The following is a 19,886-nucleotide window of genomic DNA, read 5'->3' as shown; positions in this document are numbered from 1 at the left end:
GGCAGCGGAACTCCTAGGTTGCGCGCACGGCGGTCAGGGCGCGGCGGGCCTCGCCGAGCAGCGATTCGAACCGCCAGGCGTCCACCGAGACGGGCTCACCGCGGGCTACGACCAGCCGGACCAGGACCGCCCGTCGCCGCGGTCCGCCCAGGGCGACGGCGCGTCCGCCCACCTCGACCGCCAGCGGGCCGAGCATTCGGATCCGGACCATCACGCACCGATTCTAGACGAATACGCCTTATCGGGCTGGGCCTCGGTGTCCACCACCATGGTGAGGACGAGCTGGTCTGGCCGCTGCTGCTCGCCCGCCTGGACCTGGACGCCGACGTCGTGCCGCGGATGGAAGCCCAGAGCGAGTCAACGCCAGGCTCCTACCGCAGCGGCTGGAGCTGTTGGGCGCCGGCGGGTGCGTAGGAGCGGATCGCGGGTTCTCCCGCGAGCCGTCCCCGGAATGACGCAGCCGACGAGCGGTGCGGGGGCCGCCGAGGCCGTGGTCAGGGGGCCGGGGCGTGGGCGTGGATGCGTCGCTGCGTGGTGGAGAGCCGATCTGCGATCAGCTTGAGGACCTCGGCGGCGATGCCGAGGCGGGTGGGGTCCAGGCCGGCGATTGCGGCGCCGAGCAGGTCGCGGCGGGCGGCGTGGACGCTGTCGAGCGCATGCCGGCCGCGGTCGGTGATGTGGATGAGATGGACGCGGGCATCGCGGGCGTCGCGCCGCCGGCTGATCAGGCCGTCGCGTTCGAGCCTTTTGATCCGCGGGGTGACCGAGGAGACGTCGACGCCGTGGCAGGCGGCGACGGCCGAGACGGGCATGGGGCCGTGCCCGTCGAGGTACTCCAGCAGCGCCCACGAGGCGGCTGGCAGGTCGAAGCCGGACCGCCGCGCCAGGTCGCCGACGGTGGCGCGGTCGGCGAGGATCCGCGCCACGTCCGCGAGGGCCCGCTCGAGGGCGGCGAGGGCGGTCGGCGGGGCAGGCGCGGGGTTCATCGATCCACGGTAGAGACGCGCGGGACGACACCACAAGTTGGGGCCAACCAACTATCCGCTACGGTGGGCCGGTGAGCGTTGCCGCCGTTGCCGCCGTTGCCGCAGACGACGCCGCCGGAGGCCGCGGGTGAGGCTGTCCATCGTGGAGCTGGGCACCGTCGCGCCGGGCACGGACGAGCGGCAGGCGCTCGTCGACGCGGTCGAGACGGCCCGGCACGCCGAGGCGTGGGGCTTCCACCGGGTCTGGTTCGCCGAGCACCACCTGAGCCGGTCCGGCGCGTCGCACCACCCGGAGCTGCTGATCGCGGCCGCCGGCGCGCAGACGTCGACGATCCGGATCGGGTCCGGGACGGTGCTGATGAACCATTACAGCCCGTTCAAGGTCGCCGAGATGTTCGCCCAGCTCGAGGCCATGTACCCGGGCCGCGTCGACCTGGGCATGGGGCGGGCGACCGCCGGGCCGGTCATTGACATGGCGTTGCGGCGCGACCGCCGGCAGCCCGCGCAGGACGACCACACCCAGCAGGTCGCCGAGACGCTGGCCTGGCTGTACGACGCCTTCCCACCCGGGCATCCCTTCACCGGCAATCCGCTGATCCCGTCGGTGCCCGGGGTGCCGCAGACCTGGCTGCTCGGGTCGAGCCCGTCCGGGTCGAACCTCGCGGCCGGGCTCGGCATCGGGTACGCCTTCGCCGGTTTCATCAATCCGGCGGGGGCGGCGGCGGCGCTGCGGCGCTACCGCGAGCAGTTCCGTCCCCAGGGGTTCGGGCTGACGCAGGGGTTCGGGCTGGCGCAGGGGTTCGGGTTAACCGAGCCGCGGTCGATCCTGGCGGTGAACGTCACCGTCGCCGAGACCGAGGCGCAGGCGCGGCGGCTGGTCGGCTCGGCGAAGGGCTTCTACGCCCGGTTGCGCCGCCAGGGCGGCGACGCGGTGCTGCCGAGCGCCGACGAGGCCGCCGCGGAACTCACCGACGCCGAGCAGGAGCAGCCGACCCGGATCGTCGACGGGCGCTGGCCGCAGTTCGTCGCCGGCGACGTCGCCGGGGTCCGGGCGACGCTGGAGCGGATGCTCGCGGAGAGCCGGGCCGACGAGCTGATGGTGCAGAACCTCATCGCCGACCCCGCCGACCGGCGCCGCTCCCACGAGCTGCTGGCCGCCATGTTCGACCTGCGGCCCGCCACGGGCGTCGCGCCGGCGGCGCACATCCCGACCTGAGCGGCGCTTCGACCCGAGCGGCGCTTCGGCCCGACCGAGAAGAGGACAGACAGATGGCATCGGACCCCGATCGCACGGTGGGTGTCGGCATCGTCGGCCTGAGCGCGAACGGCGGCTGGGCGGCCGGTGCGCACCTGCCCGCGCTGGCCGCCGTCGACGGCTTCGCGCTGCGGGCGGTCGCCGCCAGCAGCCCGCAGTCGGCGCGCGCCGCCGCCGATGCCTACGGCGTGCCCGCGGCCAGCGGGAGCGCCGAGGAGCTGGCCGGGCGCGACGACGTCGACCTGGTCGTCGTCTCGGTGAAGGTGCCGCGCCACCGCGAGCTCGTCCTGCCGGCGCTGGCGGCGGGCAAGGCGGTGCTGTGCGAGTGGCCGCTGGCCAACGGCCTGGGTGAGGTCCGGGAGCTGGTCGAGGCCGCCGCGGGTGTCCGGTCGTTCATCGGCCTGCAGGGGCGGTTCGCCCCCGCGGTGCGCTACCTGCGCGACCTGGTGGCCGACGGGTACGTGGGCGAGGTGCTGTCGACGACGCTGGTGGGCAACGGCGGCGTGTGGGGCCCGGTCATCCATCCCGGCGGCGAGTACCTGCTCGACCGGGACCTGGGCGCCACCATGCTGACGATCCCGTTCGGCCACACCGCCGACGCCGTCACCAGCGTGCTGGGGGAGTTCGCCGACGTCGCCGCCACCACCGCGACCCGCCGACCCCAGGTCCGCAACGCGGAGACCGGCGAGTCCGTCCCGATGACCGCCGAGGACCAGATCGCCGTGTCCGGGACCCTCGTCGGCGGGGCCGTCGTGAGCATCCACCTGCGTGGTGGGACGCCCCGTGGCACCGGCTTCCTGTGGGAGGTCAACGGCACCGACGGCGACCTCCAGATCACCTCGTCGACCGGCAGCCTCAACTACGGCCAGATCACCATCCTCGGCTCCCAGGGCGGCGAGCCGCTCGCCGAGCTGACCCCGCCGGCGTCCTACGACGCCTTCCCCGCCCTGGCCGGGCAGCCGGCCGCCGCCGTCGCCCACGCCTACGCCCAGATCGGCCGTGACCTCGCCGAGGGCACCACGGTGACGCCCGACTTCACCCACGCGCTGCGCCGCCACCAGCTCCTCGATGCAGTCGCCCGCTCCGCCGCCACCGGCCGGCGCGTCCAGGTGCCGGAGAAGTGAACCGCTGCGCGGACGGGCCGGCGGCGCCTCGGCCGGGCGCGCGGGTGGCGGTGCCCGGCCCCCGCCGCCGCAGGGGGCGGGCCGAGCGGGTAGGCATACAGGGGTGAGCACACCCGAGCCGGCCGAGTTCCCGGCCTCCCACCGCGACCTGATCGACAACCCGCTGACCGGTGTCCTGACCACGATCGGCGCGGGCGGTCGGCCCCAGTCGACCGCCGTCTGGTTCCTCCCCGACGGGCCGGCAATCAAGGTCTCGATGATCAGCACCCGACAGAAGCTGGCGAACCTGCGGCGCACCCCGGTGGCCACCCTGTTCGTGTTCGACCCCACCAACCCGGCGCGCACCCTGGAGATCCGCGCCGACGTCGAGCTCGTGCCCGACTCGGACAAGTCCGTCCTCGCCCGGATGACGGACCGGTACAACGCCGACTTCGCCCGGCTCAGCGCCCTCGACCCCGAGCGGACAACGGCCGTGCTGCATCCGCGCCGCGTCGTCGTCCGCGGCTGACCTCGTCGTCCGCGGCCGGCGGCTCGTGGGGGAGGCGGCGCAGGTATTCGCCCTCAAGCTCGAACATCCGCCGCGGGTGGGTCTCGAGCACGTCCTCGCTGCCGTTGAGGAACGTCTCGTGCCGGGTGGCATGCAGACGCTCCAGCTCACGGGCGACGTCGTCAGCGGACAGCCGCGCCGCCGGAACACCTTCTCCCAGGTTGGTCATGCGCCCTACCCCGCCTCGACCTCGGGTAACGGCGACCTCGGGTAACGGCGACCTCGGGTAACGGCGACCTCGGGTAACGGCGACCTCGGCGGGCGACGGCGGGGCACCTCGGGGAGTGCCGTGTCCGGCGGCCGGGACGGGGCAGAACGCCGAGGGGGCCGGCTGGCACGAGGCGCCGCGGGGAGCCGGGGCCCGGGAGGTGATCAACCGGATGTCCGGTGTCGAGGGGGAGGAGGTCCTCGCCCGCCTCCTCGCGCAGGGGCACCGGCTCGATCCCGCCCGCCTGCCGGCGGCGCTGGAAGGTTACTATTCCGCGCTCGGGATCAACCGGCTCGCCATCTACCTCGCCGACGTCCAGCAGGACGTCCTGCTCCCCTTCACCTGCGACGGTGTGGACCTGCCCGGTCTGCGCATCGACGCGTCCATGGCGGGCTGGGCCTACCGCACCACGTCCACCCGGGTCGCCGACGATCCCGACGGCACCATCACCGCCTGGATCCCGCTGATCGACGGCATCGAGCGGATCGGGGTCCTGGAGATCGGCACGCCGGCCCTGGACGCGTCGACGTTGCGGTGCTGCCGCTCCCTGGCGTCACTGCTCGCGCTGCTCCTGGTGTCCAAGAGCACCTGGAGCGACGCCTACGCCTGCGGCCGGCGGGCGAAGCCGATGCGGCTGCCCGCCGAGATGGTCTGGGCCTTCCTGCCGCCACGCACCATCGGCAGCCCGCAGGTGACCTCGACCGCCGTCCTCGAACCCGCCTACGACCTCGGCGGCGACGCCTTCGACCACTCGCTGGCCGATGGAGCCCTGCACACGGCGATCGTCGACGCCATGGGCCACGACCTGACCGCCGGACTCACCTCCGCGGTCACCATCGCCGCCTGCCGCAACGCCCGCCGCGGCGGCGCGGACCTGCCCGAGATCGTCGCCACCGTCGACGGGCAGCTCCACCAGGTGTTCCCGCAGAACTATGTCACCGGGATCTTCGCCCGGCTGGAGCTGACGACCGGCACGCTGCGGTGGGCCAACTGCGGGCACCCGGCGCCGCTGCTGCTGCGCGGCAACGACCTCGTGCCCGCCGCGCTCGATCGCGCCGCGGCGCTGCCGCTCGGCCTCGGCCCGGAACTGGCCGACGCCGGCTGGCCGGTCCACGAGGCCCAGCTCCGTCCCGGCGACCGGGTCCTGCTGTACACCGACGGCGTCACCGACGCCCGCTCCGACACCGGGGAGCGGTTCGGGCAGGAGCGGTTCACCGACTTCATCATCCGCGCGGTCGCCGCCGGGGAGACCGCCCCCGAGGTGCTGCGCCGGCTCATCCGCGCGATCCTCGAACACCAGCATGGCCGGCTCACCGACGACGCCAGCATCGTGATGTTCGAATGGCACCCGACCGGCTCCGATCCGCAGTTTCGCGCCTGAGGGCCGACGCGGCCCGGGTTCGGTGCGATCGGTCCGGCTCCGGCGAGTGACTATGCGCGCCAGCGTGGCAGCGCGAGCCGGAACAGTTCACCGGTCGACAAGGTTGGAGACGGCACGCGGCGAGGTGCCGGTGCCGCGCCCGGGTCGTCGAGGGGTGCTGACAATGAAGATCGGAATCATCGGGGCGGGCCAGATCGGCGGGACGCTGACGCGGCGGCTGAGCGCGCTCGGCCACGAGGTGCGGGTGGCCAACTCGCGGGACCCGCAGACCCTGGCGGAGCTCGCGGCGCAGAGCGGGGCCACGGCCGTCTGGGCGGCCGACGCCGCCGAGGACGCCGACGTGGTCATCATCAGCATCCCGCAGAAGAACGTTCCGAACCTGCCCGCGGGCATCCTCAAGGGAGCGAAGCCGGGGGCGCCGGTGATCGAGACGAACAACTACTACCCCCGGCAGCGTGACGGCCGCATCGAGGCCATCGAGGCCGGGACCCCGGAGAGCGTCTGGGTCGCCGAGCAGGTCGGCTCGCCGGTGATCAAGGTGTTCAACGGGATCTTCTGGAAGCACCTGCTGGAGCACGGCCGGCCGAAGGGCGAGGGCCGCATCGCGCTGCCGGTCGCGGGCGCGGACGGGCCCGGCAAGGAGCTGGTGTTCGACCTGGTCGATCAGTTGGGCTTCGACCCGGTCGACGGCGGCACGCTGCAGCAGTCCTGGCGTCAGCAGCCCGGCACCCCGGTCTACGGCGCGGACCTCGACGTCGCCGGCACCACCGCGGCCTTGGCAGCCGCTTCCCAGGTCCGCCCGGAGGACTTCCGCGCCTGACGGGGCGGGCCGCCGCGCCGACCGGGCCGGGCCCCGGACGCGGTCGGCCGGTGAGCCGGTCGCGCCGGGGCACGCTCCCGCCGGGGCCAGCCGGTGAGCCGGCCGGCCCCCGGGTTGCGGGGGTCAGCCGGCGGTCTCGACCGCCGGGCCGGGCACGAATCCGGGGTCGACCTGGTCGGTGAGGTCGCACCCGGTGGCCTCATTGGCCCAGGCCAGGGCGTTCTTGACGTGAAACTCGATCATCTGGCGGTGGAGTCGGTCGGCGTCCCTGGGGGTGCTGTCGACGGCGTGGCGGATCTGCGCCAGGGCGGTGAGGTTGGCCTGCTCCAGGTCACCGATCGCGACGAGACGCCCCTGTTCCATCGCGCGCACGGCCGGCGAGTGCTCCAGGCAGACGAGCAGGTCGTCCCCGACCTGGTCGCGCAGGAACGCGACGTCGTCCGGGCCACTGATCTTGTTGCCGATGACGGACAGGGGGATGTCGAAGCCGGCGGTGTAGTCGCGGTACTGCCGGTACACGCCGATGCCCTTGCGGGTGGGCTCGGCGACGAGGAACGTGCGGTCGAACCGGGTGAACAGGCCCGAGGCGAACGCGTCCGCCCCGGCCGTCATGTCGACGACGGCGTACTCGCCGGGGCCGTCGACGAGGTGGTTGAGCAGCAGCTCCACCGCGCCGACCTTCGAGTGGTAGCAGGCCACCCCGAGGTCCTCCTCGGTGAAGGCACCGGTGGCCAGCAGCCGCACCCCGCCCGCGTCGACGGCGAACCGGCGCAGCAGCGGATCGGCCGCGCCCAGGGTGAGCAGGCGGGAACCGGCGCCGGGCGGAGTGGTCTTGACCATGTGCGCCGCGCTCGGAATCCGCGGATTGTCGCCGCGGAGATGGTCCTTGATCTCGTCGAGGTGGTCACCGAGCGCGGGCACGGCCGCGGCGTCCTCCTCCTCCAGCCCGAGGGCGATGCCGAGATGCTGGTTGATGTCGGCGTCGAGCGCCAGGACCGGCCGGTGCTGGGCGGCCAGATAGCGGGCGAACAGGGCGGACAGCGTGGTCTTTCCGCTCCCGCCCTTGCCCACGAACGCGATCTTCAAGGTCGGCTCCTCACTGCTCGTGGCGGCACTGCCGCGATCATCCGGAGATCCGGGGTGTTGAAAAGCGTAACGGTTGTCATTAAGCCTGCCGCGGTGGGGCCCGCGGGCCGTGCGCCGCTGCCGGTCCGCCGCTGCCGGCGGGGTGCCGGACCGGCCAGGCGGCCCTACGGTGGGAGGTGCGGGAGGGTCCGCGACCGGACGGTCCCCGGCCGGTGGGGGCCGTCGGAGCGCACCCGGCCCGGGGAGGTCTGGCATGCTGGCCGCCGCCGTGCGCACCGTCGAGCTTCCCTCCGGCGAACCGATCCCCGCTCTGGGCCTGGGTACCTGGCACCTCGCCGAGGACCCCCGCCGGCACGCCCAGGAGATCGAGGCGATCCGGACCGGGCTGGACCTCGGGATCTCCCTGATCGACACCGCGGAGATGTACGCCGACGGCGCGGCGGAGGAGCTCGTCGGCGAGGCGATCGACGGCCGCCGCGACGAGGTGTTGCTGGTGGGCAAGGTGCTCCCGCAGCATGCCACGGTCCGGGGGACGATCGCCGCCTGCGAGGCCAGCCTCGCCCGGCTGCGCACCGACACCCTCGACCTCTACCTCCTGCACTGGCGCGGGCCGGTCCCGCTGGCCGAGACGCTGGAGGCGTTCGCCGAGCTGGTGGAGGCCGGCAGGATCCGACACTGGGGGGTCAGCAACCTCGACGTCGAGGACATGGCCGAACTGGTGGGCCTGCCCGGCGGCGAGGCCGTGCAGACCGACCAGGTGCTGTACAACCTGACCCACCGGGGCGTGGAGCTCGACCTGCTGCCGTGGTGCCGCGAACGGGGAATTCCGATCATGGCGTATTCCCCGCTCGAGCTCGGCCACCTGGTCCACGAGCCGGCGCTCGCCGGGATCGCGGCCCGCCACGGCGTGACACCGGCACAGGTCGCGCTGGCCTGGGCGCTGGCGCAGGAAGGCGTGGTCGTGATCCCGCGCTCCCACGACAGCCGCCACGTCCGCGAGGACCGGGAGGCTCTCGACCTGCGGCTCACCCCCGACGAGCTCGCCGGCCTCGACCGTGCGTTCCCGCCGCCGCCCGAGCCCGTGCCGCTGGAGACGCACTGAGCCCGTGTCGGCCGCACCCACTCGCGGTGCAGCGCGTTCGGCGAGTTTTCCCTTATATCGCACTTTCCTTGCCCTGCTGGGAAGTGTCTGTCTCGGCTATTCCTCGCCAGGGTGCCGTGTTTGAACCGAGGGGCTTGGGCAGGGGCGCGTTGTCGATGTTTTCTGGGCCCGATTCGATCCCCTGCCCCGGAGATGGGGCTCGACGGGGGCCTTTCGCGCCATGACCGTTGCCAGCCGTCCGATCAACCGAGCTCCCCAGCCGAGCAGTCTCGCCGACGTCCTCGACGTGGTGCTCGACAAGGGGATCGTCATCGACGCCTACGTTCGGGTCGCGCTGGTGGGAATCGAGATCCTCACCATCGACGCGCGGATCGTCATTGCCAGCGTCGACACCTACCTGCGATTCGCGGAAGCGGTGAACCGGCTCGATCTGCAGCCCAGGGAGCAGGTCGCCGGCCTTCCCGGGCTCATGCGCGAGGTCACCGAGGGCACCGCTCGACACAAGACGAGTGGAGCGCTCGGCGGACTGAAGGACACGGCCGAGGAGGTGGTCGGCGCTCTGCGTGGCACGCCGTCCGAGGAACGGCGCGGGCGGGACCTGCCGGCAGGTCGCGAGGCCCCGGCAGAGCGCCGCGGCGGCAAGAAGGGGTGAGGGCCGTGCCCGTGATCGTATACGGCATCACGCGAGCGGATCACCCGGTTCCGCAACCGGCGCCGCCCGGCCTTGGGCACCCCCCGCAACCGGTGTATCTGGTGCGGTTCGGGCCGTTGTCGGCCGCGGTGAGCTGCCCCGCCGACGTCGGGGTCCTCGGCGACCAGGAGGCGGTGCAGCATCTGGACCTCCTGCAGCGACTGCTGGCGCGAGGCCCCGTGCTGCCCCTGCGGTTCGGCACGGTCGCCCCCGACGAGGACGCCGTGCGCACGGAGGTCCTCGTGCCGCTGGTCGAGGTGATGCCGCAGCGGCTCGACGCCGTCGACGGTCTCGTGGAGCTGCGTCTCGACGTGGACGAGGAGGAGCAGTCCGCGTTGCAGGCGGTGCTCCGCGGGTCGCCGGTGGCCGATCGGCCGACACCGGACGCTCTGGACGAGCGGATCAGGTTCGGGCAGGAGATCGCCGAGCTGATCGTGCAGCGGCGGCAGCAGCAGGCCGAGGAGATCCTGAGCGAGCTGCAGCCGCTGGCCCGCTCGGATCAGCCGCGCCGGCGCCACGGCGGGGCGGCCGATCCCGTGCTCAGCTGGGCCTTCCTGCTGGCCGCCGACGACGTCGAGACCTTCGACGCCGCGGTCGCGAGGCTGCGGCGGGCCCGACCCGAGCTCGCGATCGAGTATGTCGGGCCGTTGCCCGCCATCGACTTCATCGAATTTCCCACGGGCAACCGGACTTCAGCGGGAGAGCGCGCCGACTCCTTCGCGGGAACCGGCCGCTGGGGCTGGGGATCGGATTCGGACGAACACAAGGGAGATGATCAATCGTGAGCAGCGCGAAGATTGCCGCGGCGCTCGTCGGTGGCTACGTCCTCGGCCGGACCAAGAAGGCGAAGGCGGCCGTCGGCGTGGCGCTCTGACTGACCGGACGCAATCACGATCCCAAGGACCTCGTCCGGGATCAGGCCGTGAAGCTGCTGAAGTCTCCCCAGGTCGAGCGTCTCACCGAGAACCTCCAACAGCACGACGACGGTGAGGGGGCCGTCGCCCCGCCGGCCGTGCCCCCGCACCCGCTCGCGGCGCTCGTCCTCGCCCGCCGGTGGCGGAAGCCGAGTGACGACGGATCGATGAGGAGGGGACATGACGCAGACGACGGCGAAGCAGACGGGCATAGTCGGCACCCTGCGGGACAGCCCGGCGACGAAGAGCCTGGTCGACCAGGCGAAGAACCTGGCGAAGGCGCGGGGTGCGCACCTGGTCGGGAAGACGACGGAGCGGCTCACGTCGAGTACGGACAAGCTGAACGTGCTCGCCGACACGGGCGGCGCGGGCTCCGCGCTCAAGGCGGGTGCCCAGCAGCTGGCCAGCGGGAAGTCGCCGCTGCGAGCCGCGTTCACGACGGCGGCCTCGGCGGTGAAAGACAAGGTCGAGTCGGTGCTGCATCTCGGTGGTAAGGGCTCCGGCGGAAAGAGTGGGCCGCCGAAGGCCACGAACATCGAGGAGACGATCGATGTCGGAGCGCCGGTCACCGTGGCGTATGACCAGTGGACGCAGTACCCGCAATTCTCCCGCTTCATGAAGGGCGTCGAGGCGGTGGATGCGAAGAGCGAGACCGAGCAGAACTGGCGGTCAAGGTCTTCAAGTCGCGGCGTAGCTGGGCGGCCAAGGTCCAGGAGCAGATACCGGACCGGCGGATCGTGTGGACATCGGAGGGCGCGAAGGGCTCCACCAGGGGAGCCGTCACATTCCACCCGCTCGCCGACGACCTGACCCGGATACTGCTGGTCATCGAATACTATCCGTCCGGATTCATGGAGAAGACCGGGAATCTGTGGCGGGCTGGCGGTCGACGGGCTCGGCTCGATCTCAAGAATTTCCGCCGCCACATCACGATGCAGGGCGAGGCGAGAGCGGTTCGTGGCGAGGGGTGATCCGCGACGGTGAGGTCGTCGAACAGACCGACGAAGGCGAACGGGACGGGGAGTCCGAGGGCACGCGGGACACCAACGCCGCGGCCAAGTCGGGCCGCGGCGATGCCGAGCCGCGAGCGGGCGCCGGGTCATCGGAGCCCGCGGACGAGGACACCTCCGACGAGCACGAGCAGCCCTCCGACGCCGAGGGCAGGCCCAGGGCGTCGGTCGGCGGCTGAGCGTCCACGCCTGAGGGACGCCTCGGAGGGGGTAGCCCCCACGCCATCATGAGATCACAATCCGTCATCGTCGGTTCTGGCGGCTCGTCGATCGCCGAACGGGCCGTGCGCGCGGCCGGTGTTGGTCAGGTGCGCCGCGGTCAGACCGCGGCGCCGGCCAGCAGGGCCTCGATCTGACCCAGGGCCTCGGACATGCCCTCGACCATGCCCATGGACACCATCTGCTCCATCGCCTCGGACGAGGGGAAGGTGCTCTCGATCGTCATCACGGTCGCCGTCTCGCCGTCGGCGGTGAGCAGGACGCGGACGATCGTGGTGGGCAGGTCGGGGTTGGGGCGGCCCGAGTCGTCGGCGAACCCGTCCTCGAACTCCAGCCGGTGCGGGACGTCGACCGACCGGACGCGCCACCAGCCGTAGTGCTTGTCGCCCTCCGGGCCGGTCATGAAGTACGTGACCGAGCCGCCGGGAGCCAGGTCGTGGTCGACGACGGTCGCCGGGTAGGTCGGCGGGCCCCACCACCGCTCGAGCTGGCGCGGGTCCGCCCAGATCCGCCACACCCGCTGCGGCGGCGCCTCGAACTTCGCGGTGATGGCGAGCCTGAGGGCCTCAGGATCCTTCTTCACGTCGATCACGGTCATGCGCGTGCTCCCTGCCGTCTACTCGTTCGTTGTCTGCTGGCTTGTCGTCTGCCGGGTCGGGCGCGGCGAGGATCGCGGCCATCCGCTCGATGCGTCCCCGCCACACGGCCGCGAGCTCGTCCAGCAGTCGATGGACCTCGCGCAGCGCGTCCGCGTTGCCCCGCACGCGCTGCTCCCGGCCCTGCCGCCGCTTCGTGACCAGCCCGGCGCCCTCCAGTACCGCCACATGCTTCTGGACGGCCGCGAAGCTCATCGGGAACCGTCGGGCGAGGTCGGAGACCGAGTGCTCGCCGGTCAGGGTGAGCGACACGATCTCGCGCCGCGTCGCGTCGGCCAGGGCGTGGAAGAGGCGATCGGCGTGCTCGGCGGAGCCCTGATCTACAACCATCGGGTTTTACGTTAGCGGACGTCGGAGGGCGGCGCAAGGACGGCGGCGTTTCCGGCATGGTCGGGCCCTCCCGGCGGTCGCCGGCCTGGCGGCTCCGGCCGCCCGCTCCCGGCCGTAGGCGCCGGCCATGCGCTCCCGGCCGAAGGCTGCTCGTGGCGCCGCCCGCTCTCGGACCCCCGCCACTGTCCGATCACGGGTGGCGGGAGTCTCGGCCGGGAACCATCACCCTGCCGTCCGCGGTCCCTGCCAGAACGTCGTCCACGCGGACAGAACCTGCATTGCGTCGATGGAGTGCAGGCATGGAAGACCCGGATGGAATTATCGGTCTGATCGCGGAAAAATTCGCTCCCGAGGATGTGGAGGAAGTTCTCCTCCTTCTTCGGGAGGGCTGGACGGAGAACTGGATGGCCAACACCGATCGGGCGCTGCGGCCCATTGTCGAGCTCGGTGCCGGTGACCTCGATCGCACCAGGTACTATGCTCGGCTGGCGCGGCTCGATTTCGAGATGTACTCCTGTGGACGGGATACGCCTGACTGGCCGCGCCACAGACTGCTCGTGGCGGGTCGGTGGATCTGCCAGCGGCCGGCAGGACCCCGCGCACTCGATCGTCGGCGCCCTCGAGCATCCAGCCGGAGATCGAGTACTACGTGTACGGGGCGGTCACCGCGATCCAGCACGTGCTGCCCGGCCTGATCGAGCGGGCCTCGGGGACCATCCTGCCCACCACCGGGGCGTCCTCCGCGCTGGTCTTCCCGCAGATGGGCAACGTCGGCCGGATCGCCCCGCCGAAGACCGGCCTTCGAAGGCGGATCCCGAGCCTCGGGGCGGATCATCGACAGGTCGGCGATTCGACAGCCGACCGGCACGATCGTGAGAAAGGTCAGGTTTCGGTGGTGGCCTCCGCGCCAACGATGTAAGCCGCGGTAAGGACCGTGATCTCGATGAGTTCGTAGAGCAGCTCGCAGGCATTCTGCATCACGAAAGGAAGCGATGCCGAAGCGTGTCGACCACGACGTCCGCCGACGGGAGATCGCCGACGCCCTGCTGCGCGTGGCGGCCACCCGCGGGCTGCACAACGCCGGATTCCGGGAGGTGGCGGCCGAGGCCGGGGTGTCGGTGCGGCTGGTCGAGTACTACTTCGAGACCAAGGAGAAGCTGCTGCTGTACGGGCTGCGGCGGATCGGCGAGCAGTTCGGCCAGCGGGTCGGTAGCCGGCTCGCCGGCGCGGCGGCGGCTCCGTCGGGCCGCGAGCGCCTCGAACTCGTCCTGCTGGCGACCCTGCCTCTGGGCGAGCAGAGCCGCCCCGTCTACCTCGTCTACAACCAGTACTTCGCGCTCGCCCTCACCGAACCCGCACTGGCCGCGCAGCCCTACGCCCGCGACCCCGACGCCCTCGAGGCCTGGGTGGTCGAGCAGCTTCGCGCCTGCCAGGCGGACGGCCGGCTCCCACCCGAAGTCGAGGTCGCCGACGAGGCCGTCGCCCTACTCGCGTTGACGGTGGGGCTGGGTAATGCCGTCCTCGGCGGCAGACCGGCGCAGGACGCCCGCCGCCTGCTCGCCCGTCATCTGGACCGCCTGCTCGGGCCGCCCGGTGACGGCGCCCGGCCAGGGACCACCGGGAACCCGACAGGCCCACGCACGGGACCCGCAGACGACCGGGCGGCGGACAGGTGACGGGAGCGACGCATGCGGCGCACAGTGCCACGCGCCAGCACAGTGCCACGCGCCAGCACAGTGCCACGCGCCAGCTGAACGCGCGCTGAAACCCTCCTGCGCAGGCCCGGGCGGATCGTCGGTGCGGCACAGGGCCGGGCCCGACCGCGACGTCCTCGGTGAACGGAGACGACCGGCCGGCCTGCGGTCCGCATAACCTTGCCGGCCGGCCGCCACGGCCGCGACGGCCACCGCGAGAACCACGACCGTCACGGATGCCTCGAAGGTCCGGATGCCTCGAAGGTCCGAATGCCTCGAAGGTCCGAATGCCTCGAAGGTCACGATCGTCGTCCGGCGGCTTTCCGCACGGCGGCGCCGCAAGGACGTCAGCGACGCCATCCCCGGTCAGCCCCTGGCGAAACCCGGACGGTCGCGGACCCTCCTCAGCCGCGGATAAGCAGGACGATCGCCGCGGTCGCGCCGCCCAGGGCGACGGCGGCGGCGCCGACGTCGAGGCGGTTGTCCCGCAGGACGGGCAGCCGGGCGTCGACCGAGTGACGGCCCGGGCCGGTCAGGGCGAGGGACACGGAGACCATGGCGATCAGGATCTCGTACTCGATGCCGTCCGGGGCGAAGAAGCCATCGCCCCAGCGGGTCGCCATGGCATTGATGAGCGTGCCGAGGATCGCGGCGGCGGCGAGCGGAGTGAGCAGGCCCAGCACCAGGCCGATCCCGCCGAGGGTCTCGGTGAGCCCGGCGACGACGGCGAAGGCCCGGCCAGCCGGGTAGCCGGCGCTGGTGAAGAACGCCGCGGTGTTGTCGAGGCCGGATCCGCCGAACCAGCCGAACAGCTTGCCGGTGCCATGGCCGACCATGGTCACGCCGATCGTGAGACGCAGCAGGAGCAGCCCGAGGTCCAGCCCCGTCGTCGCCGGGCGCCGCCGCGCCTTCTCCGCTTGTGCGTCGCTGGCTCGTGTGATCGCCTCGTCTCCCGTCCGTCCGATGGATGCCTGCCGACTCTCCACTGTCGTCGACGCATCGTATCTTGACAATCACCTTCTGTGTTCATGGGGCCGGCGTCGACGATCCGCACCCCGTAGCGGCCGGCCAGCGCCGGCTCGGCCGCGGGCAGCACGATGCGCCGCTCGATGATCTGCTTCTCCCGCTCCCTCCCGGTGACGGCATCCCACAGGTCGCTTCGCTGGGCAGCACCCGGCCGTCCACCGTGTCTAGCACCCTCTCCCGCAACCGACGCATGGGCGTCAGTGCTATGCGACATCCTTGCCGTGGCTGCCGGGCATCGCTACTGTAAGGGTGCAAAACAAGGCCGATGTGTATGGGCAGAGCCGCCGGGTGGATCCGGATGGAGAGTAGAGCATTCAGTGCGATCCGAGAAGCTTGCCGACGTTTCCGCGGAGCAGTTCTTCGCACTGGACATCCGGGTCGGCCAGATAGTGCGGGTCGAAGAGTTTCCCGAGGCGCGCCGGCCGGCGTGGAAACTCTTCATCGACTTCGGTGAGAATATTGGGCTGCTTCGGACCAGCGCTCAGGTCAAGAACTACTCGGCCGAAGATCTGAAGGGGCGCCTGGTGGTTGCGGCAGTCAATTTGGGAACGAAGCAGGTTGGACCTTTCCTCAGCCAGTGCCTGGTGCTCGGCGCCATTACCGAGGACGGGTCGGTCGCGCTCCTGGAAGTGCCCAAGCAGGCCCGGCCTGGAGACCCCGTCGCCTGATCCTCCATCGTCGAGGCGGCGAAGGTGTTCGTTCGCGGCAGCGGGGACAACAGCCGACGCCGCGCCCGGCGATGCCGCCGCTCGGCACGGCATCAGATGAGCGGCTCGTACCGGCGAAATCGTGACGCGGCGCGGCGCGGCGGTCCGAGACCCGGCCGCGCTGAGGGATCTTCGTCCAGCCCGACCGGGTCCGCCTCGGGCTTACCAGGCGGGGTGCAGGTCGCGGGCCCGGCAGAGGTCCTGGGCCTCGATCGTCGTGCCGAGCAGGGGTTCGGCGTCGGGGCTGTCCAGCAGCCAGCGCACGGTCGCGCCGATCGCCGACGGGGGAGCGGCCCCGACGAGCTCGCGGCCGTAGTCACGCACCGTGATCTCGTTGCGCTCGGTGGCGACGTAGCCCGGCTCGACGTTGAACACGCGCAGCCCGCGCTCGGCGTATTCGGTGTGCAGGATCCCGATCAGCGGGTTGCCGGACGCCTTGCCGACGGCATAGGCCAGCCCCCAGCCGCCCTGCCCGGCCGGGGCGGGCGGGACGAGCCAGGCGGCGCCGGAGGTGATGGTGACGACGGCGCCGCCACCGCGGGCGAGCATCGCCGGCAGCAGCGCGCGGGTGAGGATGATCGGGGCGATGCAGTGGGCCTCGAACATCTTCTCGTAGGCCTCGAGCGGCGTGTCGAGGAAGACGTCCATGAGCCCGGGGCCGATGTAACGCCCGTTGTGGACGATGACGTCGACGCCGCCCCAGGTGTCGAGGATGCGCCGGCCGGCCGCCTCGACCGACTCTCGGTCGGTCAGGTCGCACGGCACGACCAGGGCCTTGCCGCCGCGGGCCTCGATCTCGGCGGCGGTCTCGGCCAGGCTGCCGGGTAAGGGGCGCGCATCGGAGTGGTGCACCGTCAGCGCATTGTCGCGGACCTCGCCCGGCTGGACCGTGCGGGCCGAGACGGCGAGGTCGTAGCCGGCCTCGGCCAGGGAAAGGGCGATCGCTTTGCCGATGCCCCGGCTCGCGCCGGTGACGAACGCTGTAGCCATGGAACCTCCAGAGCTAGAATTGATCATCGGTAATTTACCGTTTTGTATTGATCGCCGTTAGTGTTGCCGGGACCCTGGTTCCGTGGGTAATGCGCGGGCTGAAACAGTCGCGATCCGCTGTGACCGTGCTGCCCGATCCGAATGCCGACCTGAGCGCCTGTGCTGACGTGCTGGCGCAGACCCGGCCCCGGGCCCACGCAGCGGGCGGTTCGTCGCCGCCGTCGAGGCCGAGTGGCCGACGGTGCGGATGCATGACGTCATCGACCGGCCGGCACTCGACCTCCCGGCGACTCCCGGGTCCGCCTTCAGGCGCCGCGTGTCGGTGACCCTCGGTGGCGAGAGGTGGCCCTCGCGGCACACCGGTGATACTTGGGGTTCTGGCCTGGAGAGCCTCGGGCGGTGGAGACCTCGGCCCGGCGGGCCGATCTGGAGGAGCGTCGGATGACATCGTCGGCTCGCCTGGGGCGCCCGGTGAACGCCGACGCCGAGCGCACCCGTCGCCGCATCCTGCTGGCGGCGATGACGCATGTGGCCGAGGTGGGGTACTCGAGGGCGACGATGAAGTCCATCGCCGAGCAGGCGGACCTGACGAGCGCGGCGATCTACCGGTATTTCCCCTCCAAGGTCGACCTGGTGCTCCAGGCGTTGGACGATGTCTTCGCCGACGTGGTGGGGCGGCTGGAGGCGGCGGCCTTCTCCGTCCGGGGTTTGGGCCCGCGCCTGGTCGCGCTGCTGGAGGAGGCCCTCGCGTGCATGGCGGACCACCCGTCGATGACGCGCTTCGAGGCGAGCCTGCTCTTCGAGTCGACGCACACCCCCGAGTTCGCGGCCGCGGTCGGGTATCGCCGCCACAGCGAGGAGACGCTCTACCGTCGTCTGGTGGTCGAGGCGGTCGAGGCCGGTGAGCTGCCGGGGGAGACCTCCGTCCAGGCCATGGTGGATCTGCTCACCTCCGTGAGCTGGGGGCTGACCCACCTGTCGGTGACCGCCACGGCCGACCGGCACCGCGCGGCCATCCGGCTGACCGAATCGCTGCTCGCCCAGGGTTTCCCGACCGCTTCCTGAGGTCACCCTTTGGCCGCTCGCCACCCGCCGGGGGCCGGCCGCCACCCGTGCCTGCGTCGAGAGCGCGCACCGACGCCGCCGACTCCGTAGATCTTTCGCGGTGAGGTCGTTGACATGAGCTGGGTCACATCCTAAAGTAAGTAACTGTTCATTTACTTCCCTTCCGGCCGTCGCGGTGCCGCTGGCATCGGGGCCGCGCGCGGCCGGACGCGCCCCGCCGCGGGCGCCCCTCGAAGGAGGAAGTGGGTTGACCATCCAAGCCGAACCGAGAGCCCCGCAGCGGGCGGCATCGCCGGCCTTCCCACACGCGATCACCGATCCGTCGCTGGTGCCGGTCGAGCGGTACTTCGACCCGGGATTCGCCCGGCGGGAGAAGGAGAAACTGTGGCCGCACGCCTGGCAGATGGCCTGCCGGCTCGACGAGATATTACGACCCGGTGACTTCACCGAATACCGGATCAACGACCAGTCCATCCTCGTCGTGCGGGAGAGCGCCGACACGGTGAAGGCGTACTTCAACGCCTGCCGGCACCGGGCCACCGCGCTGGGAAACGGCAGCGGAACGTTCCACGGTGGCCAGATCGTCTGCCCCTACCACGGCTGGCGGTGGAACCTGGACGGCTCCAACTCCTACGTCTACGCGCAACGCGGTTTCGCGCCGGACTGTCTCGCCCCCGATTCCCTGCGTCTGCGTGAGTGCCAGGTCGGCATCATGTTCGGGATGGTCTTCATCAACATGGATCCCGCGGCACCTCCGCTGGCCACGGCCCTGGCCGGAATCGCGCAGGCCCTGGCCCCGATCGGGTTCGAGCGGATGCGGGTCCGCTGGTGGCGCCACCTCGTTCTCCCGGCGAACTGGAAGATGGCGCAGGAGGCCTTCATGGAGGCCTACCACATCATGCAGGCGCATCCGTCGCTGAGCATGGGCGCGGCGGACGACGACTACGACATCGATGTGCTCGGCGGCAACTTCGAGTGTTTCGCCGGCGGACATGCGCACCTGTTGCCCAGCGACGGCTCGGTGCCCGTTCCCGGCATGTCCGTGGCGGACTACTTCACGCAGTTCAACAACGCGCTGTACGTCGGCACCGACGCCTACGCCACCGACCGGGAGATGTTCCTCCAGCAGAGCCTGGCCGAACGTGACATCGACCCAAACGAGTACCCGAAGGCCTTCTTCGAGGCGCTCTACCAGTACGCCGCGGGCGCTGGCATCCCGCTTCCGCCGCCGGCCACCGGCACCACCGGCTACGCGCACATCTTCCCGAACATGACGGTGCTCCCCGCCTACGGAAACTCGATCATCTACCGGGTGCGGCCGAACGGCGACGACCCCGAGTCGTGCCTGTTCGAGGTGTGGGCGGTCCAGATCCCCGCGGGAAGCGAGGACGAGCCCGACCCGCCGGTCCTCGAGGGGCCGATCGCGATCGAGGACTGGCCGCAGATCTTCAAGGAGGACTTCCGCAACGTGGCGGCCCAGCAGAAGGGCGTGCACACCCTCGGACTGCGGAACCTCGTGCTCTCCGGCCGTTACGAATCGATGATCGTGAACAATCATCGGATGATCGACGAATACCTCTCCCGGTGACGCGGCGCCCGGCGCGGGTCCGGGTCGAGCCCGCCGGCATTGACATCGCCGTCGCGGCGGGAGAGTCGGTCTTCGCCGCCGCGCTGCGCTCGGACCTGACCTGGCCAACGATCTGCTATGGCCAGGCCCGGTGCACCGCATGCGTTCTGCGGGTGGTCGACGGCCACCAGAACCTCGGCCCGCTGGAATCCGTCGAGCGGGGCGTTCTCCGCCAGCTTGCCAGTCGTCGCGGCCGCAGGCCGAGCCGCGACACCCGGCTCGCGTGCCGGCTCACCGTCACCGGCGACGTGACGGTCGAGAAGAAGGGCGCCCAGCCGAATCCCCCCGGTGCGCGGCCGCGCGCGGAGGATCCGGAACGCCTCGCCTAGCGCGCGGAACGACGCAGGCGCCGCGCGCATTCTCCCTAGCCAGGAAGTCGCGAAACCCATCCGGGAAGTACGAAACACGGACATCGTCACCGGGATCACCGGGGGAGTGGTCCGGATTC

At 71.5% G+C, this 19,886-nt stretch carries 24 protein-coding genes; 16 read left to right on the top strand and 8 right to left on the bottom strand.

Going from position 1 to position 19,886, the window contains the following annotated elements:
* Positions 1-13: 13 nt before the first annotated feature.
* Positions 14-211, bottom strand: a complete 198-nt coding sequence (locus FRAQA3DRAFT_RS34070) for a hypothetical protein (RefSeq protein WP_035920734.1) — start codon at positions 209-211, stop codon at positions 14-16.
* A gap of 283 nt (positions 212-494) precedes the next feature.
* Positions 495-986: a MarR family winged helix-turn-helix transcriptional regulator gene (locus tag FRAQA3DRAFT_RS09115; protein ID WP_009738770.1), complete on the bottom strand. Its 492-nt coding sequence runs from the start codon at positions 984-986 to the stop codon at positions 495-497.
* Between the two features lie 127 nt (positions 987-1,113).
* Here FRAQA3DRAFT_RS09115 and FRAQA3DRAFT_RS09110 point away from each other — a divergent pair, with 127 nt between their 5' ends.
* The 3 genes from FRAQA3DRAFT_RS09110 to FRAQA3DRAFT_RS09100 all read left to right on the top strand — a co-directional run bounded on the left by FRAQA3DRAFT_RS09110 (position 1,114) and on the right by FRAQA3DRAFT_RS09100 (position 3,873).
* Positions 1,114-2,202, top strand: a complete 1,089-nt coding sequence (locus FRAQA3DRAFT_RS09110; protein ID WP_009738769.1) for an MsnO8 family LLM class oxidoreductase — start codon at positions 1,114-1,116, stop codon at positions 2,200-2,202.
* 53 nt (positions 2,203-2,255) lie between these two features.
* A complete protein-coding gene (locus tag FRAQA3DRAFT_RS09105; RefSeq protein WP_009738768.1) occupies positions 2,256-3,365 on the top strand; it encodes a Gfo/Idh/MocA family protein in 1,110 nt (369 codons plus the stop codon).
* A gap of 103 nt (positions 3,366-3,468) precedes the next feature.
* Positions 3,469-3,873 (top strand): PPOX class F420-dependent oxidoreductase, encoded by a 405-nt coding sequence (locus FRAQA3DRAFT_RS09100; protein ID WP_009738767.1) that lies wholly within the window; start codon positions 3,469-3,471, stop codon positions 3,871-3,873.
* Here FRAQA3DRAFT_RS09100 and FRAQA3DRAFT_RS32775 read toward each other — a convergent pair.
* The gene (locus FRAQA3DRAFT_RS32775; RefSeq protein ID WP_009738766.1) at positions 3,806-4,081 is read right to left on the bottom strand and encodes a DUF6158 family protein; all 276 of its coding nucleotides are present in this window, start codon (positions 4,079-4,081) and stop codon (positions 3,806-3,808) included. The two genes, FRAQA3DRAFT_RS09100 and FRAQA3DRAFT_RS32775, sit on opposite strands and share 68 nt — an antisense overlap.
* 211 nt (positions 4,082-4,292) lie before the next feature.
* On the opposite strand from FRAQA3DRAFT_RS32775, the gene FRAQA3DRAFT_RS09090 reads away from it, so the two are divergent.
* Positions 4,293-5,501, top strand: coding sequence for a PP2C family protein-serine/threonine phosphatase (locus FRAQA3DRAFT_RS09090; RefSeq protein WP_035922620.1), 1,209 nt, complete (start codon positions 4,293-4,295; stop codon positions 5,499-5,501).
* A 163-nt stretch (positions 5,502-5,664) separates the two neighbouring features.
* Entirely contained in the window at positions 5,665-6,321 is a 657-nt protein-coding gene (locus tag FRAQA3DRAFT_RS09085) for an NADPH-dependent F420 reductase (protein WP_009738764.1), read from the top strand.
* Positions 6,322-6,444: 123 nt separating this feature from the next.
* On the opposite strand, the gene FRAQA3DRAFT_RS09080 is transcribed toward FRAQA3DRAFT_RS09085, so the two are convergent.
* Positions 6,445-7,407 (bottom strand): ATP-binding protein, encoded by a 963-nt coding sequence (locus FRAQA3DRAFT_RS09080; RefSeq protein ID WP_009738763.1) that lies wholly within the window; start codon positions 7,405-7,407, stop codon positions 6,445-6,447.
* 253 nt (positions 7,408-7,660) lie between these two features.
* Here FRAQA3DRAFT_RS09080 and FRAQA3DRAFT_RS09075 point away from each other — a divergent pair, with 253 nt between their 5' ends.
* The 5 genes from FRAQA3DRAFT_RS09075 (at position 7,661) to FRAQA3DRAFT_RS36985 (ending at position 11,303) form a co-directional block, all read left to right on the top strand.
* Positions 7,661-8,509, top strand: a complete 849-nt coding sequence (locus FRAQA3DRAFT_RS09075) for an aldo/keto reductase (protein WP_009738762.1) — start codon at positions 7,661-7,663, stop codon at positions 8,507-8,509.
* A 220-nt stretch (positions 8,510-8,729) separates the two neighbouring features.
* Positions 8,730-9,161 (top strand): gas vesicle structural protein GvpA, encoded by a 432-nt coding sequence (locus tag FRAQA3DRAFT_RS09070; protein WP_009738761.1) that lies wholly within the window; start codon positions 8,730-8,732, stop codon positions 9,159-9,161.
* Between the two features lie 5 nt (positions 9,162-9,166).
* Entirely contained in the window at positions 9,167-9,985 is an 819-nt protein-coding gene (locus FRAQA3DRAFT_RS09065) for a GvpL/GvpF family gas vesicle protein (protein WP_035920731.1), read from the top strand.
* Between the two features lie 713 nt (positions 9,986-10,698).
* A complete protein-coding gene (locus FRAQA3DRAFT_RS36990) occupies positions 10,699-11,085 on the top strand; it encodes an SRPBCC family protein (protein ID WP_232291985.1) in 387 nt (128 codons plus the stop codon).
* Entirely contained in the window at positions 11,082-11,303 is a 222-nt protein-coding gene (locus tag FRAQA3DRAFT_RS36985; protein ID WP_232291984.1) for a hypothetical protein, read from the top strand. Before FRAQA3DRAFT_RS36990 ends, FRAQA3DRAFT_RS36985 begins: the two co-directional genes overlap by 4 nt.
* A 140-nt stretch (positions 11,304-11,443) precedes the next feature.
* Here FRAQA3DRAFT_RS36985 and FRAQA3DRAFT_RS09055 read toward each other — a convergent pair whose 3' ends face one another.
* A complete protein-coding gene (locus FRAQA3DRAFT_RS09055; protein ID WP_009738759.1) occupies positions 11,444-11,941 on the bottom strand; it encodes an SRPBCC domain-containing protein in 498 nt (165 codons plus the stop codon).
* The gene (locus FRAQA3DRAFT_RS09050) at positions 11,910-12,329 is read right to left on the bottom strand and encodes a helix-turn-helix transcriptional regulator (protein WP_009738758.1); all 420 of its coding nucleotides are present in this window, start codon (positions 12,327-12,329) and stop codon (positions 11,910-11,912) included. The genes FRAQA3DRAFT_RS09055 and FRAQA3DRAFT_RS09050 overlap by 32 nt, the downstream gene beginning before the upstream one ends.
* Before the next feature lie 568 nt (positions 12,330-12,897).
* Between FRAQA3DRAFT_RS09050 and FRAQA3DRAFT_RS36980 the strand changes: the two genes are divergently transcribed.
* Positions 12,898-13,248: a hypothetical protein gene (locus FRAQA3DRAFT_RS36980; RefSeq protein WP_035920729.1), complete on the top strand. Its 351-nt coding sequence runs from the start codon at positions 12,898-12,900 to the stop codon at positions 13,246-13,248.
* 73 nt (positions 13,249-13,321) lie between these two features.
* Positions 13,322-14,005 carry a TetR/AcrR family transcriptional regulator gene (locus tag FRAQA3DRAFT_RS09040; protein WP_009738757.1) on the top strand — a complete coding sequence of 228 codons (684 nt, stop codon included), beginning with the start codon at positions 13,322-13,324 and terminating at the stop codon, positions 14,003-14,005.
* A gap of 422 nt (positions 14,006-14,427) precedes the next feature.
* On the opposite strand, the gene FRAQA3DRAFT_RS09035 is transcribed toward FRAQA3DRAFT_RS09040, so the two are convergent.
* Positions 14,428-14,964, bottom strand: coding sequence for a DoxX family protein (locus FRAQA3DRAFT_RS09035; RefSeq protein ID WP_369809452.1), 537 nt, complete (start codon positions 14,962-14,964; stop codon positions 14,428-14,430).
* Positions 14,965-15,366: 402 nt separating this feature from the next.
* Here FRAQA3DRAFT_RS09035 and FRAQA3DRAFT_RS36975 point away from each other — a divergent pair, with 402 nt between their 5' ends.
* Positions 15,367-15,717 carry a tRNA-binding protein gene (locus FRAQA3DRAFT_RS36975; protein WP_009738755.1) on the top strand — a complete coding sequence of 117 codons (351 nt, stop codon included), beginning with the start codon at positions 15,367-15,369 and terminating at the stop codon, positions 15,715-15,717.
* A 201-nt stretch (positions 15,718-15,918) separates the two neighbouring features.
* On the opposite strand, the gene FRAQA3DRAFT_RS09025 is transcribed toward FRAQA3DRAFT_RS36975, so the two are convergent.
* On the bottom strand, positions 15,919-16,746 hold the full coding sequence (locus FRAQA3DRAFT_RS09025) for an SDR family oxidoreductase (RefSeq protein ID WP_009738754.1): 828 nt from the start codon (positions 16,744-16,746) through the stop codon (positions 15,919-15,921).
* 441 nt (positions 16,747-17,187) lie between these two features.
* Here FRAQA3DRAFT_RS09025 and FRAQA3DRAFT_RS09020 point away from each other — a divergent pair, with 441 nt between their 5' ends.
* The 3 genes from FRAQA3DRAFT_RS09020 to FRAQA3DRAFT_RS09010 all read left to right on the top strand — a co-directional run bounded on the left by FRAQA3DRAFT_RS09020 (position 17,188) and on the right by FRAQA3DRAFT_RS09010 (position 19,767).
* Complete coding sequence (locus FRAQA3DRAFT_RS09020; protein WP_009738753.1) at positions 17,188-17,811, top strand: TetR/AcrR family transcriptional regulator; 624 nt, start codon at positions 17,188-17,190, stop codon at positions 17,809-17,811.
* Positions 17,812-18,058: 247 nt separating this feature from the next.
* Complete coding sequence (locus tag FRAQA3DRAFT_RS09015; RefSeq protein WP_009738752.1) at positions 18,059-19,399, top strand: SRPBCC family protein; 1,341 nt, start codon at positions 18,059-18,061, stop codon at positions 19,397-19,399.
* Positions 19,396-19,767 carry a 2Fe-2S iron-sulfur cluster-binding protein gene (locus tag FRAQA3DRAFT_RS09010; RefSeq protein WP_009738751.1) on the top strand — a complete coding sequence of 124 codons (372 nt, stop codon included), beginning with the start codon at positions 19,396-19,398 and terminating at the stop codon, positions 19,765-19,767. The genes FRAQA3DRAFT_RS09015 and FRAQA3DRAFT_RS09010 overlap by 4 nt, the downstream gene beginning before the upstream one ends.
* The last annotated feature ends 119 nt before the right edge of the window (positions 19,768-19,886 follow it).

This window comes from Frankia sp. QA3 (genome assembly GCF_000262465.1).
Taxonomy (GTDB): Bacteria; Actinomycetota; Actinomycetes; order Frankiales; family Frankiaceae; genus Frankia.
This window is presented reverse-complemented; position numbering and strand designations above follow the sequence as displayed.